Raw genomic sequence first — 18,776 nt, 5'->3', positions numbered from 1 at the left:
GTGCTAAGGTTTTAAAAGGCGAAATCTTGGGTTTTTGAAACAAAAGCTTTGTTTTAACAGTAGGTTGATAAATCCCTTACTCAAGCACTGTTATTTATGATGTTTCGTCTCAGTTATGAGATGAAATAGCAAAAAGCAACACGAATTTTTAGGAGAAATACCGTGAAATGGAACCGACTAAATATTGCTTGCTGCTGTAGTTTAATAGTGTCTTTACCCGTTTTCGGTCAAACTTTAGAGCAAGCCGTGGCATTGACGTTAAAAAACAATCCTGACATTAAGAGCGCATTTAACGAGTTCACCAGTCGAAAATACGTAAATGAAGCCTCTTCGGGCGCCTACTTACCTTCTATTGATTTAGATGCGGGCATTGGTTACGAGGGATTAGACCCTTCTGACGAGGTGGGACGTGGGGATACAGATTACACTCGAAAGGAAGCTTCGGTAACACTAACTCAGCTCATATGGGATGGCAGTGCAACCTTAAATGATATCGATCGTACCGCAGCCGATGCAGAGTCAGTTAGATTTCAACTTTTGGCCGATGCATCAGATAAAGCACTTGAAGTCACCAAAGTGTATTTAGACGCAGTAAAAGCTTACGAAATACTCAAGCTTTCTGAAAATAACTTGGCGGTTCACAAAGATATTTACGAAGACATTAAAAAACGAGTCAATTCAGGTATCGGCTCTACCGCTGACTTAACACAGGTAGAAGCACGTTTGGCAAAAGCGCACGGTAATTTGGCAGCTGCTCAAAATAATTTGTACGACTCTCACACTATGTTCACTCGTTTAGTGGGTCAAACCCCGCAAGGGTTGATCTTTCCAAGAGCGGATCAGAATTTCATTCCATACACCATTGATGAAGCGGTAGGTTTGGCATTTGAACTACACCCTGTCATTCAAGTCGCGCTCGCAGACGTAGACTCTGCTAAGTTTCAATACAAACAATCTAAAGGTGTTAATTACCCAACCATTTCCATTGAAGCTTCACAAACATGGCGTGACGACGCTGATGGCTTAAAAGGCCGCAGTGATGAGACACTTGCCATGCTACGTCTACGCTACAACCTATTTAATGGCGGCAGTGACGCTGCAAACTCAGAAAACTTCGCCTATCAGTTAAATAAAGCGAAAGACTTACGTGAAGGTGCTTATCGCAATGTTGAAGAAGGCTTAAGGCTTTCATGGAGCGCACTGGATTTGACCCTACAGCAAAAAGAGTTCCTGTCAGATCATGTAGACTCGGCATCTGAAACCGTTATTGCGTATGAAAAACAATATCGCATTGGTAAGCGAACGCTGCTTGATCTATTGAATACTGAAAACGAACTCTTTGAGGCACGTAAAGACTACTTAGATTCTAAATACGCAGAGCAGTACGCCAAATATCGAGTGATGAACGCAACAGGTCAACTGTTGAGTGCATTAAGGGTTGAAATGCCTAAAGAATGGCTAGAAGAAGTGGAGTATTAATTATGAAATACATAACTCTTATTGCACTCTCATTGATGATTTCGGCATGCAGTTCATCCGATAAGGGCGATGAATATGATTATATTGATACGCCAATTGCCGATCAGTGGGCAGATCATCTTGATGATGATTCTGATGGAGTCATTAATGAGCGCGATTTATGTCCGGGTACTCCTTTAGGTGCCGAGATTGATAACGATGGCTGCGGTTCGTATGTCGACTCCTCGCAAGAAATGCAAATTCGAGTTCTGTTCGCGAATGATTCCGATGTGATCAATCCTATCTTTACGGAGCAAATTCGAGAACTATCCGACTTCTTGAAGGAGTATCCAAATACATCGATAGAGATTCAGGGCTATGCCAGTCGTACTGGTACTGCAGAACACAATCTTGACTTATCTAAACGCCGCGCTCAGAACGTTAGAAAAGAACTCATGATGAATGGTATTAGTGGAGATAGAGTCACCATTGTCGGCTATGGAGACACGGTACTTGCAACACAAGGCACCGACCAAGTGAGTCATGCGTTGAACCGTCGAGTCACTGCAACGGTGATTGGCCACAAAGGTGAGGTGAAGAAAGAGTGGACCGTTTTCACGACACTTCCTAAGAGCTAACATCGCAATGAACTGAGTTTAAAAGTAAAAGGTCTAGCAAAATGCTAGACCTTTTTTGATTTTCAATTTCACCTGTGGCTAGACATGCTACATGTCTTTGTATTGCGCTTCTAAACTTGCAATCAGACTTTGAGTCACATCATCGACACTTGCACCATCAAAATGGATGTCCAATGTCGAGCCACCTTTCGTAATACTCAAGTTCGCTTCCGAGCCGCCATCTGGTGCCACTTCTACGTGATACTCTCCGACATCACCAGTATGATCACCGGACTGAAGATCAGTAAGAAGCTCACCAACTTCATCTTTTGATAAGTCATCAAACAGATCGGAGAAGTCTAAAGTATCCTCATCTTTGTTGAAATCAGTAACCGTATCAACCTCGTTGGTCACTTCACTCCACTTAAAGATGTCAGAGCCCTCATCTCCCGTTAAGATATCATTACCTAAACCACCAATCAGAATGTCATCACCTTCACCGCCAACGAGTATGTCGTTACCACCCTGACCAAACAGTAAATCGTTGCCAGCACCACCAGATAAGTTATCCGACTTATCACCTTGGTGAGATTGGTTGAATTCTTCAAAGTTATTTTTAACGTATTCATGGATGTCTTCACCATCAATGGTAGAAACATCTTGACCCGTTTGCTGTGCCACATGTGATTGAATCGCACTCAAACCTTGCTCATTACCGCCAAATTCAATTAAATCACCCAGCAAGATATCGTCACCTTCTCCACCCTGAATAGTGTCTGAGCCTTGTTTTAGGGGCACATCTTGACCCAATATCGTTTCAGCAAGTTTAGTAACATCGATATCTGACTCTACCACACCATCAGTGTCATACTGCTTAAGTGTTTGTTCATCAACACCACTACCAAGACCTATCGACTCTACTGAAGACAATGCTGCTAACACTTGATACATATGTTGAGCTTGTGTTGAGCTGCCACCTTCATCGTAGTAACGGATAGAGCCATTATATCTGTCGATATCACCAAGGGTTCTGCCTGTTAGCGGTGAATATACTTGACCGTAACTATCTATAACGACGTCACCTTTGTAGGTAACCGTCTGTCCGTATGAATAACTACTGTTACTAACTATATCTTGCAGGGTGACAAGCTTGCCAGAATCATCGACATCCAAAATCACTTTCGAGAATTCATTCGGCGCTAAATGATAGAGATGCGTTGCTCTATTTGGTTGACCATCAGTAACAAAGTACGTGATATTTTGGCCATCAGGGTTAGGTTGACTGCTAAACCATTCAACAGCTGACTGTAAACCCGCCTCATAGTTTGTGCCGCCGTCACCCTCATCACCTATAGCACTATTCAGTTCTTTTACAAACTCATCTCTTGCTGTTGGAGAACTCAAGTCAACGGAAATAACTGCTGACGCACTTGAAGCAAACTCACTGAGGTGAATATTCACTGTTCCAGGCTTCTCACCCTGATTTGCAGCGCTTAACAGTTCATCAAACACATCTAGCACTTCTTGCTTCGCAGTTCCTACCCAGTTACCCATGCTCCCTGAAGTATCCAAAACAAAGGCGATGTTGTAGTCCTGACCCGCAATAATCTCCAATCCTTGGACATCGCCAACAATAATATCGTGATCGTCACTGCCCGTTATCTGATCGTTCCCATGTGAACCCGACTCTAGAACATAGTCACGAGCTGTAAGCGCAACAGACTCTGTTGTTGAAGCGGCATCATTATTTGCTTCTTCAACCGACGTCGCGGTAACGCTTAGTGGGAACTCTAGACTACCTTCATAATCAAACGGTACTCTGATATCTAAAGAGACCTTACCGTTAGCATCCAGGGTGACAAGATAATTACCGTTTGCGTCCTGATTAACGGCATGTCCATCGATATACAGCTCTACACCATCCGGCAAACCTTCCACAAAAACAGTTTGCGCCAAGCTTTCACTTCCATCGACATCAACCAAATCAACGTTAATATCAACGGGAATCCAACGCTCTTGAAGCACTTCATAGGTGCCGTCGGGCTTCAATTCAACGACTTTGTCTGCAAAAACAATTCGTTCAATTTCATATAAGTGATCACCACGATCATCACTACCTGTGTGGTCGTTTACCGAATCGATAGAACGATTATCTAGCAAAATCCAATATGGAACTTGACCTCCATGATCGTCTTTGAAGGTCATTTTGTAGTCACTGAAGTTTCCAGTTAAGTAAACCGTATCTTGGCCATCATAATCTGTAATAGTGGACGCATCATCACCATAGAAAGAGTCGTTATTACCACCGCCAATAAATACGTCATCACCGCCGCCACCGTAGAAGGTGTCATTGTAATCAGTCCCAACGAATAAGCTATCGGTATCACTTCTGTCGTTGTTGTCTCCTAGCATCACTCCGGCGTATGAGTGATTTTTTTGTACGACATCATCCAAACCAAGATCAGCAGCGACGAGTTCATTCTCTGTAGGCGTTTTATCTATCGCAGAAGCGGCTAAGTTGTGATTAGGATCAACAGCATCTCTCTTTACTAACTCTCCAACATTAATCGTGATCGCAGGGGCATCTGCAACTGCGACAACGTTGATATCAAGCGTATTTGTTGCGCCAGTATTTGTGGTGTAATTAATTAATGGAACATCACCTGACCAGTGCTCGGTAGGTTCAAATACGTAACTACCATCTTGGTTTACTAATAAAGTGCCACTAGTCAAAGATACGTTTTCACCTACCGCATAGTCAGTGCCATTAATAGTAATGTGATCAACCATCAGAAGGTTGTCGTCATCAGAGTCATTACGCAATACGTTACCCTGTAGCGAATTATCTTCGTTGGTCTTCCCAATATCACTTTCCGTTTCCGTCGGTAAGTTCTCATGTACTACAACATTGATCGCTAAGTTAGACTCTGCTGAATCACCATTCGCGCGTTCTGTACTCGTTGCCGTCAAATTGATTGTGAAGTCATCATGGGAGCCAGCTGGTGGAGTCACAGTAAGTGTATCTAATGCCCAACTTGTCACGTCCAGTTCTTCATCAATGGTTGCTACAGTAATAGAACTGTTTCCATCTGAAAGGATCGCACCTACAGGTAAGCCAGTTAGCGTGACTTTAAGTGATTCAGAGCCATCTTTATCATTTAAGCTTGTTTTAATTTCAGAGAGCGGTATCGCTGTATCTTGTAACCCTTCGTTCAGCTGATATGTTTCGTAAAACGCAACACCATTAACTTCTTGTAGTTCAGACGTTCTGATATCAGTTGCTTCTAGTGCACTTTCATCACTAACTACGTAAAGACTGCTGTTGCTCAGATTGACAGGTGCTTGTCCATTAATGGATACATCCACATTAAAGTTACCCGGACCACTTTGGTTATGGTGATAAATTTCAATTGGATAAAAGCCAGATACCGAAGGTGTAAAGCTAGCACCCTTAATATCACCACTGTCGCTACCCCAACGAGCTTGATCAAGTAACGTACCACCCAACTTGATAGCAAGGCTATCATCTGCTTGGCCAACAAAGTCGTAACTCGATCCAGCTTCGAGATAAACAAGAGATGTGACTAGAACGGCCTCATTTGCCAAGGTTGCATGAGTCCCTAAATCTTCCACATTTGACCAACTCAATTGAGTTCCATCTGCTGCATCAAGAGCGTTGATCGCTGCAATTAGAGTCTCGCCGTTGACCCCCATGCCATTACTAGAGCCAACTTGAACATTGCTCCATGTTGTAACGTTAAACTCTTGTTGGGGTAATGAGTTCTCGTGCGTCACTGCGATTAAGTTCGGTTTATCAGCGATAGGGTTTACGTCTATTGTCAGTGTTGACTCTTGACCGGTACTCTGTCCATCTGTTGGTTTAAAGCCAATTTGAGCGTAACTAGACTCCTGATCTCCGACTTGATTTCCGCCGAAACTGTCACTGCCAGACTCATTTAATTCAGGTACAAAACGAACACTGTTTTCATCAAAGAGCGATTTATCAAGCACTTGATCGATTTGGACAGACTGCCAATCGCCTTGCGAATCTTTATACTCTAATGACCCATCGCTAGGAAGCGTTGTGATTTGGACGGAGAGCTCTGATACGTTAGAGTCCACATCGCTAATACCGAATGATGACCAATCAAGCATCACTTGGGTATCTTCACTCATCTCAACCGCGGAAGGCGAAGATTCAGGTGCATCATTCACATTTACCAGAGAAACATTGACCTCGGCAGTATCAATCCCGCCAGTTCCATCGATAACCTCAACCTGAAGCGTATAATCGCCCAAGTCAATATCATCGATTGTCTTGTTCAATGAAATCTCTCCGCTTGTCGGGTCGATATCAAAAATACCATTAGTGGTCGAGCCATCTGCAAAGCGGTATACAAGCACGTCATTATCGTGATCTTCAGCAACGACCGTACCAATAACGGACCCACTCACCGTGTTTTCGTTAACTGACCCGAAGTCGTAAACATCATCATTTGGTTTGTCACCAGCACTATCGCCGCCAGAAATAAACTCTGGAGTATGCTGAGCATCTATAATAGAGACTGTTGCTTCATTCGAGTCACTTGCAAGCGTCGAATCTGCACCAACCGTACCAATTAGAGTCACAGTTAGGTTTTCAAGATCTTCGTAAATACCATCATCGAGAGTTTTTATATCAATCGGCGCCGACGTTTTACCCGCTGGAATCGTGACTGTGTACGTACTTGGAGCAATATAATCTTTGTCATCAACATTCCCGCCGATTGTGAATGTTACCAGTACATCTTCATCTGCTTTTTGGTCAATGTTGACGATAAATTTTGCATCACTACCTTCATCAACTGAGGATTGATCTGAGCTAATAGTCACTTTCGGTGCACTTTGGGCATCAACGATCACAACACTTGCGCTGTTATTTGAAGCAATGCTCGCATCAGCGCCATCCACCTCTTTAATGGTTACTGTGAAAGATTCTGCGCCCTCATAAATACCATCGGTGAGCGTCAGTAAGTCAAGAGCAGCTGAAGATTGACCCGCAGGAACTTCAACACTAAGAACGCCAACAAAATCTTTTCCATCTTGGGCCACGCCACTATATTCGACATGAACCGTAACGCTCTCATCTGCAACTTTATCAAGTGTCAGCGTAAAGCCTGCCGTTTCACCTTCATTTACGCTGTTTTGATCGGCACTAATACTAACTAAAGGTGCAGGATCAGAATCCACAATATTTGCGTTACCAGTTGCAATACCATTACTGGTGACACTACCGATTTCCGTAACCGTCAGACCAAAGCTCTCATCACCTTCATGGACATTATCTAGTTTGGTCGAGACTGCGACTTTAATTTCAGCGACACCTGGAGGTATAGTAACGTCTCCATTAGGCGCTATATCTAATGTTTGAGTTTGACCATGAGTATCCACATAGGTCACTACCATAGTGCCTAGATCAACATCTTCCGCAGTATAGCTATCATTTGTTGTTGACTTCAGATTGACGACAACGGCCTCTTGAACAGGGTTAGAGAGTAAAACGGTAAATATTGCGTCAGTTCCTTCAATGACATCGCCGGCATCTACTACGCTAAGTTCTGAACTATCATTATCAAGAACTGTTGCCGTCCCCGTTTCACCGCCGAGCTCAAGAACGATCGTTTCGCTGCTTTCCACAACCAAGTCATCAATAGTCGGAATCGATATTTCGAAGCTACTTATACCTGCAGGAACAATCAAGTAACCACCTAAGAAAACAACACCATTTGTGTAGGTTGCATTTGATAGATTTAAGTCATTCTTATCAACTGAAGAACCTTGAGCAAGCATATCAACTTGGTACTTAACAGCAGTACTGGTGACTTCATCTAGAACAACCGAAAACGTGACATTGTCACCCTCAGTCACGCTATCACCGACCACAGACAGACTTGGCCCATTTTCAGCAACATTACCATCTAGCATTTCATTAACGATATTGACTGTAGATGGATCGCTAACGCCACTTTCAGAGTCGACGGCCACATATCCAAAGCTGTCCTCTGCAGGAACACCTTCTACATAACGTAACTCCCAGTTACCTTCATTTTTCGTAGAAAAATCTAACTGAGTAATGACCGAACCTTCAGGAAGAGCTAGATCTTTCCCATAACCAACGCTTGTTTCTTGGAATAGCATGAAGTTGCCTTCAGGCTTCAAAAACTCGAACGTTTGAGTCTGTTGGACATTATTTGAATCTAAGTATGTAACCGTAATAAGCGCTGCGTTGTCATCACCGTAATCAAACAATCCACCTAGTCCATCTAGTCCAAGGTTTACGCTGCCCACAGGGTTATTAGACAAATCGATCGTAATCGTTTCACCTTTCTCAATACCCTGCCCATCATTGTCAGCGATACCATTGCCGATGTGTGACACCTGGCGGTTGTACTGCGCAAGCTCACCGCTATCAGAAGAAATGGTGATAGAAGCTCCATTTGCTAAATGCTCAGTACGGGAATGTGATGAACCACCATCCTCACTTAATCCCCAGTTATTGAAATCTGTTGTAGATTCCGAGCTATTAGGCGTATTAGGACGATCTTTGATACCTAATAAGAAGCCAACATTATCAGCTTCGTAGTAAAGGCTGTCTTTGTCATAAAGCGTATCGCTTACTTCTTTAATTTCGTGCAACTCACCATCACTATCTTTAAAGAACAACGTACCTGAGGTTGGCAGTTCAGTAATTCGGACATGTAGATCGTTGCCTTTTAAGTCGTCTTCAACATCCGCGATATGATCTTGAGAGTCACCGCTACCCAGAGGCTTCGTATCGGTATCAAACACAACGTGCGTAAGCTGATCATCGGCCACATGCTTAAAGTCTTCACTGTCAGGTTTGTCGTTTACTGGCGTGACATCAACTTTAACAATGGTGGATTCACTGACACCACCGGAGGTGACGATATAGGTGAAACTGTCTACCCCGTGGTAGTTGTCGTTTGGCGTGTAGGTTACGCTACCATCAGGGTTGACCGAGACCGTGCCGTTAGCTGGGCCTTTACTGGTATCAAGCGACACCACTTTATCGTCGCCTTCGAACGTGTCGTTACCTAAGACCTTGATGATAGTTGGCGTGTCTTCAACAACCGTCGTTTTGTCTGCCACGATGTCTGCCACAGGCGCTACCGTGAAGTTCACCGTTTGACTGACGCTCTCGCCACTTGAGTCTTTAGCTGTGAACGTAATTGCCTCTTTGCCATTCCAATCCGCAGTCGGAGTAATGGTAGCAACGCCATTCACAATAGAGACTTGGATGTTGTTATTGCCAGAGACGGAGAATTCTAGCGAGGAATCGGAATCTTTAAATACTTCATTCAAGTCGATCGTGTATGCATCGAAATCTTCCGATAACACTTGATCTGTAATGGCATTATCAACTGTTGGCGCATCGTTAACACGATTCACAACCAAACTATCACTGTCGTTAGCCGTTGGATTAACACCATCCGATACTGACGCGCTTATAGTCAGGTCTTTAAGGTTGAGTTCATCGTTGTTAACCGCGTCAACACCCGCTTGAGTCAGCTTGACTTCATCGCCAACTAACACAAAGTAACCGTTTGAGTTGTTTTCTAAAGAAATGGTCAATTGGTCTTCTGGCGTATCAGAATCAGCGACTTCCAACGTCGCCACTACCGTATCCGTGTTCACTGCATCTTCAGTGATGCTTTCTACGGCATCAACTTTGATAGTTGGTGCATCGTTTACTGGATTTACTGTAACGGTCACCTTCGCTTCGTCGGTCAATTCACCGTCCGTAACGATGTAGGTGATTTCAGCGTCGCCATTGAAGTTTTCTGCCGGTGTGAACACCAGTTTGCCATCAATAATTTCGACTGTACCTTGAACACTCGGCACAGACGCCGATTGAATAGACAGCTCATGGCCATCCACATCGGTGTCGTTTGGCAGGACATCAATCGTCACTGGCGTGTCTTCGTCAGTAACCGCCGTGTCATCTTTTGCCACAGGCGCATCATTGACCGGTGTCACATCGACGTTCACCGTGGTGGACTCACTTACGCCACCGGAGGTGACGAAGTAGGTGAAGCTGTCTGTACCGTGGTAGTTGTCGTTTGGCGTGTAAGTCACGCTGCCATCAGGGTTGACCGAGACCGTGCCGTTGGCTGGGCCATTGTTGGTATCCAGCGACACCACTTTGTTGTCGCCTTCGAACGTGTCGTTACCTAAGACCTTGATGATGGTCGGCGTGTCTTCCACAACCGTCGCTTTGTCTGCCACGATGTCCGCCACAGGCGATACTGTGAAGTTCACCGTTTGGCTAACGCTTTCGCCGCTTGGATCGGTAGCAGTAAACGTTAGGGTTTCTGAACCGTTCCAGTCTGCCGTTGGTGAAATGGTCGCGATGCCGTTCTCTATTGAGACATTGACATTGCTATTACCAGAGACGCTAAACGTTAACTCGCCATCCACGTTATCCACATCGCTGAAGGCGGTATTTAGATCGATGGTGTATGGCGTAAAGTCTTCTGCCAAGGTTTGGTCTGCGAGGTTGCTTTCAACCGCAGGCGTGTCGTTCACCGCATTTACTGTAACGGTCACCTTCGCTTCGTCGGTCAATTCACCGTCCGTAACGATGTAGGTGATTTCAGCGTCGCCATTGAAGTTCTCGGCCGGAGTGAAAACAAGTTTGCCATTCACCACTTCAACCGTACCCTGCTCTTTAGGTACAGAGGCTGATTCAATACTCAGCTTATCGCCATCCACATCATTGTCGTTTGTCAGAACATCAATAGTAACTGCGGTGTCTTCTTGTGTCGTAGCGATGTCATCTTTCGCCACAGGCGCATCGTTGACCGGTGTCACATCGACGTTCACCGTGGTGGACTCACTGACGCCCCCAGATGTGACGATGTAGGTGAAACTGTCTGTACCGTGGTAGTTGTCGTTTGGCGTGTAGGTTACGCTGCCATCCGGGTTGACCGAGACCGTGCCGTTAGCTGGACCGTTATTGGTATCCAGCGACACCACTTTATCGTCGCCTTCAAACGTATCGTTATCTAAGACCTTGATGATGGTTGGCGTGTCTTCCACAACCATCGCTTTATCAGCCTCAATGTCCGCCACAGGCGCTACTGTGAAGTTCACCACTTGGCTGACGCTTTCACCGCTTGGATCGGTGGCAGTAAAGGTCAACGCTTCAGAGCCGTTCCAGTCTGCAGTTGGTGAGATGGTCGCGATGCCATTTTCAATCGAAACCAACACGTTGCTGTTACCGGACACTGAGAAGTTAAGTGTGGAGTCACTGTCTTTAAATGCGTTGTTTAAATCAATCGTGTAGGTCGCGAAGTCTTCCGATAGCACTTGATCTGAGATGACATTATCAACAGTCGGCGCATCGTTTACACGATTCACAATCAAACTATCATTGTCGTTAGCCGTTGGATTAACACCATCCGATACTGACGCGCTGATAGTCAGGTTTTTAAGGTTAAGTTCGTCGTTGTTAACTGCATCGACGCCTGCTTGAGTCAGCTTGACTTCATTGCCAACCAACACAAAGTAGCCGTTTGAGTTGTTTTCTAAAGAAACGGTTAATTGGTCTTCTGGCGTATCGGTATCAGCGATGTCCAACGTTGCCACTACCGTATCGGTACTCACCGCGTCTTCAGTGATACTTTCTACGGCATCGACCTTGATGGTTGGCGCATCGTTCACTGGATTTACTGTTACAGTTACTTTCGCTTCGTCGGTCAATTGACCATCCGTTACGATGTAGGTAATTTCAGCGTCGCCATTGAAGTTTTCTTCCGGTGTGAAGACGAGTTTGCCATTCACCACTTCAACCGTACCCTGCTCTTTAGGTACAGCGGCTGATTCAATACTCAGCTTGTCGCCATCCACATCGGTGTCGTTTGGCAGGACATCAATCGTCACTGGTGTATCTTCGTCAGTAACGGCATTGTCATTGGTCGCCACTGGCGTATCGTTGACTGGCGTCACATCGACGTTCACTGTGGTGGACTCCGATACCCCGCCCGATGTAACGATGTAGGTGAAGCTGTCTGTACCGTGGTAGTTGTCGTTTGGCGTGTAGGTTACGCTGCCGTCAGGGTTGACCGAGACCGTGCCGTTGGCTGGGCCGTTATTGGTATCGAGCGACACCACTTTATCGTCGCCTTCGAACGTGTCGTTACCTAAGACTTTGATGATAGTTGGTGTGTCTTCCACGACTGTCGCGCGGTCAGATTCAATATCCGCCACAGGTGCAACCGTGAAGTTCACCGTTTGGCTAGCACTCTCGCCGCTTGGGTCGATGGCTGTGAACATTAACTCTTCTGAGCCGTTCCAGTCCGCGGTTGGGCTGATGGTCGCAATACCGTTCTCTATTGAGACATTTACATTACTATTACCAGAGACGCTGAAGGTCAGATCGCCATCCACATCGCTGAAAGCGGTATTTAGATCGATGGTGTATGGCGTGAAATCTTCCGCCAAGGTTTGGTCTGCGATGCTACTTTCAACTACAGGCGTGTCGTTCACGGCATTCACCGTAACTTTTACAGTCGCTTGGTCAGCTAGAGAACCATCAGTAACGGTATAAGTGATTTCAGCGTCGCCATTGAAGTTTTCTGCCGGAGTGAAGACCAGTTTTCCACTCACCACTTCAACCGTACCCTGCTCTTTAGGTACAGAGGCTGATTCAATACTCAGCTTATCGCCATCCACATCATTGTCGTTTGGCAGGACATCAATCGTCACTGGTGTGTCTTCGTCAGTAATCGCCGTGTCATCCTTTGCCATTGGCGCGTCGTTGACCGGCGTCACATTGACTTCAACGGTAGTGGATTCAGACACACCGCCTGATGTCACGACATAAGTGAACGTATCTTTGCCGACGTAGTTATCATCTGGTATGTAGGTCACGGTGCCATCAGGATTGACCGAGACCGTGCCGTTAGCTGGGCCTTTATTGGTATCAAGCGACACTACTTTATCGTCGCCGTCAAACGTGTCGTTACCTAAGACGTTAATGATGGTTGGCGTGTCTTCCACAACCGTCGCTTTGTCTGCCACGATGTCCGCCACAGGCGCTACCGTGAAGTTCACCGTTTGACTGATGCTCTCGCCGTTTGGATCGGTAGCAGTAAACGTTAGGATTTCTGAGCCGTTCCAGTCTGCGGTTGGTGAGATGGTCGCGATGCCATTTTCAATCGAAACCAACACGTTGCTGTTGCCAGACACTGAGAAGTTTAGCGAGGAATCAGTATCTTTGAATGCTTCATTCAAGTCGATCGTGTAGGTCGCGAAATCTTCCGATAACACTTGATCTGTAATGGCATTATCAACTGTTGGCGCATCGTTAACACGATTCACAACCAAGCTATCACTGTCGCTAGCCGTTGGATTAACACCATCCGACACTGACGCGCTGATAGTCAGGTCTTTAAGGTTGAGTTCATCGTTGTTAACCGCGTCAACACCCGCTTGAGTTAGCTTGACTTCATTGCCAACCAACACGAAGTAGCCGTTTGAGTTGTTCTCTAAAGAAACGGTTAATTGGTCTTCTGGCGTATCAGTATCACGAACCGTTAAGGTTGCGACTACCGTATCAGTGCTCACTGCGTCTTCTGTGATGCTATCCACGGCATCAACCTTGATGGTTGGCGCATCGTTCACTGGGTTAACGGTAACGGTCACCTTCGCTTGGTCAGTCAGCACACCGTCGGTGATGGTGTAAGTGATCTCAGCATCACCATTGAAGTTTTCTGCCGGAGTGAACACCAGCTTGCCATTCACCACTTCAACCGTACCCTGCTCTTTAGGTACAGAGGCTGATTCAATACTCAGCTTGTCGCCATCCACATCGGTGTCGTTTGGCAGGACATCAATCGTCACTGGTGTATCTTCGTCAGTAACGGCATTGTCATTGGTCGCCACTGGCGCATCGTTCACTGGCGTCACATCGACATTCACCGTGGTGGATTCCGATACCCCACCTGACGTAACGATGTAGGTGAAACTGTCTGTACCGTGGTAGTTGTCGTTTGGCGTGTAAGTTACGCTGCCATCAGGATTGGCCGAGACCGTGCCGTTAGCTGGACCGTTATTGGTATCAAGCGACACCACTTTGTCGTCGCCTTCGAACGTGTCGTTACCTAAGACCTTGATGATGGTCGCCGTGTCTTCCACAACCGTCGCTTTGTCTGCCACGATATCCGCCACAGGCGCAACCGTGAAGTTCACCATTTGGCTGACGCTTTCACCACTTGGATCAGTGGCAGTAAACGTTAGGATTTCTGAGCCGTTCCAGTCCGCGGTTGGAGTGAACGTAGCAATGCCATTGACGATCGCCACTTGAATGTTGCTGTTGCCAGAAACGCTGAAGCTCAGCTCGCCATCAACGTTATCCACATCCCTGAAGGCCGTATTCAGATCGATCGTGTATGGCGTGAAATCTTCCGTCAAGGTTTGGTCTGCAATGCTACTCTCAACCACAGGCGTATCGTTCACCGCATTCACGGTGACGGTGACCGTCGCTTGGTCAGTCAGCGAACCATCGGTGACGGTGTAAGTGATCTCAGCGTCGCCATTGAAGTTCTCAGTTGGCGTAAATACAAGCTTGCCGTCAATAATCTCGACTTGACCTTGGTCACTCAGCACAGACGCCGATTCGATGCTTAACGCATCGCCATCGATGTCAGTGTCGTTTGGCAGAACATCAATCGTTACTGAGGTATCTTCCTCTGTAATTGTTGCGTCATTAAGGGCAATAGGCGCATCGTTAACTGAGTTTACTGTTACCGAGACTTGAGCTTCATCCTCTAGCTCACCATCTGAGATGGTGTAGCTAATAGTTGCATTACCATTGAAGTTTTCAGCCGGAGTGAAAACAAGCTTACCATCGACAATCTCAACGATACCTTGATTTTCTGATACAGAAGCAGAAGTAATGGATAAATCGTCACCTTCAATGTCACTGTCGTTAGCGAGCACATCAATTACAACCTGGGAATCTTCGTCAGTTTGAATCGCATCGTTAGTCGCTATTGGCGCGTCATTAACAGGCTTAATATCTAAATTAGCAGTGCCATTAATAACCCCCCATCGTCATCAATGATGTCATAGGAGAATGACACTTCAGTATCATCATCAGCTTCTGGGATATAAGTCCAAGATCCATCGTTGTTATCAATTAAAGTGCCATTCCCACTCTCAATAGTGACGTTTGTAACGATAAGAGTATCAGTATCGTCAATATCGACATTCGATAGTAATTCTTCGGTAGTTATCGTGATGGGATCGCTATCTTCTTCGATAGCGCTTAATGTCACTGGAGAATTAGTAAGTGGTTTATTTGAGCCATCTCCACTGGTTTCTATATTTGTTGCGAAAAAGTCATTTAAGGTCAACGCTTGTGTTTCAGATAAACCGAGGGATTCCAAGCCAATAGTTTCAAAATTTGTTGAGGCCAGTACTTCAGTGCCATCCCGTGCAATCGTGGCACTATTTTGTAAACTTGAACCACTGTTTTCACCCGCAGCTGGCGCGAGTTCTTCATCAACTATAGAAGGGTCTTGACCTTGCTCAATAGCACCAATAATTCGTGCCACATCATCAGAAATATCTTTTGAGCCTTGCTCTTCAGTTAGTTGAATGTTCAAATTTAGAGGTGCAGCATCTGTCGTTGCCACTACCACTTCACCTGGTAGGGGCTGTTGTCCTTCTGTTAGGACTCTCAGCTCCCCATCTAAACCTATTACGACGACTTGATTACCGAGTGACACTAACGCTGTACGATCCATATAAATCTTAACCCTAAATAACTGTCAAGTTTTTGACTAACAATACTAATTTGCTATATATTGCCTGATTATATAGTGCAATAACAGCAATTTGATGCTCAATTAAGTAATTATGTGTCATACATCAATAGGAATCTAGGCGCATATTTATCTTGTTTTAATAAAAGCCACTCAACTCTTGTTAAACATCAATTTCACTTTAAAATCGGGATCCTTATTCAAAATTTAGACCCACCAAATGAACTGATTTATCAAGAATGAAACAAATGAACAATGAATCAACAGGTTACTTCATCGTGTATTAATGTTATTGTGCGCTAAATTATTGACGCCCTTATAGGTATCCCACTTATAAGCCCTCTCACCTCGAGAAATTTTATTATTATCTAGGAGAATCACAGTGAAGTGGACTCGTGCCAACGCCTTTTGCATTGGTGTGTTCGCAGCTAGTCATGCTTTTGGGCAAACACTAGAGCAAGCGGTTGAAAACACATTAAAAACCAATCCTGACATCAAAAGTGCGTTCAATGAATTCGTTAGCAAGCAGTATGTGAATGAAGCATCTGGCGGTGCTTACCTCCCATCCGTAGATTTAGACGCCGGTATCGGTTATGAAGGCATTAACCCAGCAGAAGCAGGGCGAGATTCAACGGATCTGACAAGAAAAGAAGCCACCGTGACACTAACCCAGTTGATATGGGACGGTTCTGCGACACTTAACGATATGGATCGAACAGCAGCTGACGCAGAATCAGTTCGTTATCAACTGCTCGCTGATGCTCAAGACACGGCACTCGAAGTGGCAAAGGTTTACTTAGATTCAGTAAAAGCTTATGAAATTCTTACACTTTCAGAAAGCAACTTGAAGGTTCATAAGAAGATCTACGAAGATATTAAAAAGCGAGTTAACTCAGGACTTGGGTCTACTGCTGACCTAACTCAAGTAGAAGCTCGTTTAGCAAAAGCTCACGGTAACTTGGTGGCGGCTCAGAACAACTTATATGACAGCCACACCACGTTTACACGCCTTGTCGGACAGTCCCCACAAGGATTGATTTTTCCGCGAGCGGACCAGAACTTTATTCCCTACACCATAGATGAAGCAATTGACTTGGCATTTGAATCGCATCCAGTAATCAAAATTTCGATGGCAGATGTAGACTCAGCTAAGTTCCAATATAAGCAATCTAAGGGAACTTACTATCCAACGATATCTGTAGAAGCGGCTCAAACGTGGCGTGATGATGTAAGCGGTATCGAAGGAAGCAGTGATGAAACGACAGCGATGCTGCGTATGCGTTACAACCTCTTTAATGGTGGTAGTGATGTCGCCAATGCTGAAAACTTTGCCTATCAACTAAACAAAGCCAAAGATCTACGAGAACGCGCATACCGCAGCGTTGAAGAAGGGCTTCGTCTATCATGGAGCGCGTTAGATTTAACACTTCAGCAAAAAGAGTTTCTGGCGGATCACGTAGATTCGGCATCTGAAACTGTTATCGCCTACGAGAAACAGTATCGCATCGGTAAACGGACCCTTTTGGATTTGTTAAATACTGAAAACGAGTTATTTGAAGCGAGAAAAAACTACTTGGATGCTCGATATTCAGAGCAATACGCGAAATACCGTGTAATGAATGCGACCGGCCAATTGTTAAATGCCTTGCGAGTCGATGTGCCTACGGAATGGAATGAAAAGGTGGAGTACTGATCATGAAACCAATGAAAATTCTATTTGCATTAAGCCTTCTCGCCGTTACTCAACAGGTTGTTGCTGAAGACGAGTATGACTATCGACCTGTACCAAGTGCAGAGCAAATCGCTGACCTTCAAGATGAAGATAACGATGGCGTCATCAACGCTCGAGATATGTGCCCTGGAACACCGGAAGGCTCAGAAGTCGACAATGACGGTTGCGGCGAATACATTAAAGCATCAGATAACATGCAAGTGAGAATACTTTTTGCCAATGATTCTGATGAAATCAATCCCGTGTTCAGAAGACAAGTACGTGAACTGTCCGATTTTTTAAAAGAATACCCTACTACGTCGATCGAACTGCACGGCTACGCGAGTAAAGTTGGTGGCTCTCAGCACAACCAAGATCTATCAGAGAGACGAGCACGCAATGTCCGTGAGGCGCTATTGAGCTACAACATCGAACCGAGCAGAGTTCGTATTGTTGGCTTTGGTGATACTCACCTAGCGCAACAAGGTACCGATGAAGTCAGCCACGCTTTAAACCGCCGAGTAACTGCTTCTGTCGTTGGTTATAAAGGCGAGATTAAAAAAGAGTGGACAATATTCACTACCCTCCCTGAAAGGTAAAAATATCTGTATTAATGTTTGTTCAAACAAGCATTAATAAACCTAGAACGACATAAGAAAAGGAGCTTCGGCTCCTTTATTTTTACTCATTTCAATAACCGTATTATGCTTTAGGAATCGGCACTTTAGTGTTACCCTAGCGGCGTCATAACAACGAGAGTTTTGAAATGAGCAAACTTACATCAGATATCCAAGCAAACCTTGACCTTTTTGTTGCAGAAACAAAAGAAAACCAACTGGTTTGGGGTTTACGCAATGAAGAAGGTTGGCTATCTTGCGATTCAACTGAATTCGAAAACAGTGAAGTCATGCCTTTCTGGTCTTCGAAAGAAGATGCAGAAGCGCACAATGTTGAAGAATGGGCTGACTTCACTGTACTAGAAATCCCACTAGATATCTTTGTTGAAGATTGGCTTTTAACTCTTGCAGAAGATGGTGTTCTTGTTGGTACTAACTGGAACGATCAGCTAGAAGGCAAAGAAATGGAGCCTCAAGATCTAGCAAAGCTTTACATTGCATAACGACTCCTAGACCTCAACTTTATGTTGGGGTCTTTCTTTTG

General features: G+C 45.0%; 5 protein-coding genes and 2 pseudogenes. 5 read left to right on the top strand and 2 right to left on the bottom strand.

The window, feature by feature from the left end; genetic code table 11:
* Positions 1-162: 162 nt before the first annotated feature.
* Complete coding sequence (locus tag P4S59_RS07795) at positions 163-1,479, top strand: TolC family outer membrane protein (protein WP_048626423.1); 1,317 nt, start codon at positions 163-165, stop codon at positions 1,477-1,479.
* Positions 1,455-2,096 carry an OmpA family protein gene (locus tag P4S59_RS07790; protein WP_375223118.1) on the top strand — a complete coding sequence of 214 codons (642 nt, stop codon included), beginning with the start codon at positions 1,455-1,457 and terminating at the stop codon, positions 2,094-2,096. The genes P4S59_RS07795 and P4S59_RS07790 overlap by 25 nt, the downstream gene beginning before the upstream one ends.
* A gap of 87 nt (positions 2,097-2,183) precedes the next feature.
* Here P4S59_RS07790 and P4S59_RS24410 read toward each other — a convergent pair.
* A pseudogene (locus P4S59_RS24410) lies at positions 2,184-7,289 on the bottom strand (VWA domain-containing protein); the annotation flags it as partial.
* Between the two features lie 390 nt (positions 7,290-7,679).
* Positions 7,680-15,775 (bottom strand): annotated as a pseudogene (locus P4S59_RS24405) (tandem-95 repeat protein); the annotation flags it as partial.
* A 511-nt stretch (positions 15,776-16,286) separates the two neighbouring features.
* Between P4S59_RS24405 and P4S59_RS07775 the strand changes: the two are divergent.
* From P4S59_RS07775 to P4S59_RS07765, 3 genes are all read left to right on the top strand, one after another.
* A complete protein-coding gene (locus P4S59_RS07775; protein ID WP_337168195.1) occupies positions 16,287-17,597 on the top strand; it encodes a TolC family outer membrane protein in 1,311 nt (436 codons plus the stop codon).
* Positions 17,598-17,599: 2 nt separating this feature from the next.
* A complete protein-coding gene (locus tag P4S59_RS07770; RefSeq protein WP_046874949.1) occupies positions 17,600-18,214 on the top strand; it encodes an OmpA family protein in 615 nt (204 codons plus the stop codon).
* 167 nt (positions 18,215-18,381) lie between these two features.
* Positions 18,382-18,735 carry a DUF2750 domain-containing protein gene (locus tag P4S59_RS07765; RefSeq protein WP_005395049.1) on the top strand — a complete coding sequence of 118 codons (354 nt, stop codon included), beginning with the start codon at positions 18,382-18,384 and terminating at the stop codon, positions 18,733-18,735.
* The last annotated feature ends 41 nt before the right edge of the window (positions 18,736-18,776 follow it).

The sequence above is a fragment of the Vibrio sp. M60_M70 genome, from assembly GCF_037162085.1.
GTDB classification, from domain to species: domain Bacteria; phylum Pseudomonadota; class Gammaproteobacteria; order Enterobacterales; family Vibrionaceae; genus Vibrio; species Vibrio diabolicus.
Note: the sequence above shows the minus strand (reverse complement) of the source record. Positions and strands in the feature narration are given on the sequence as shown.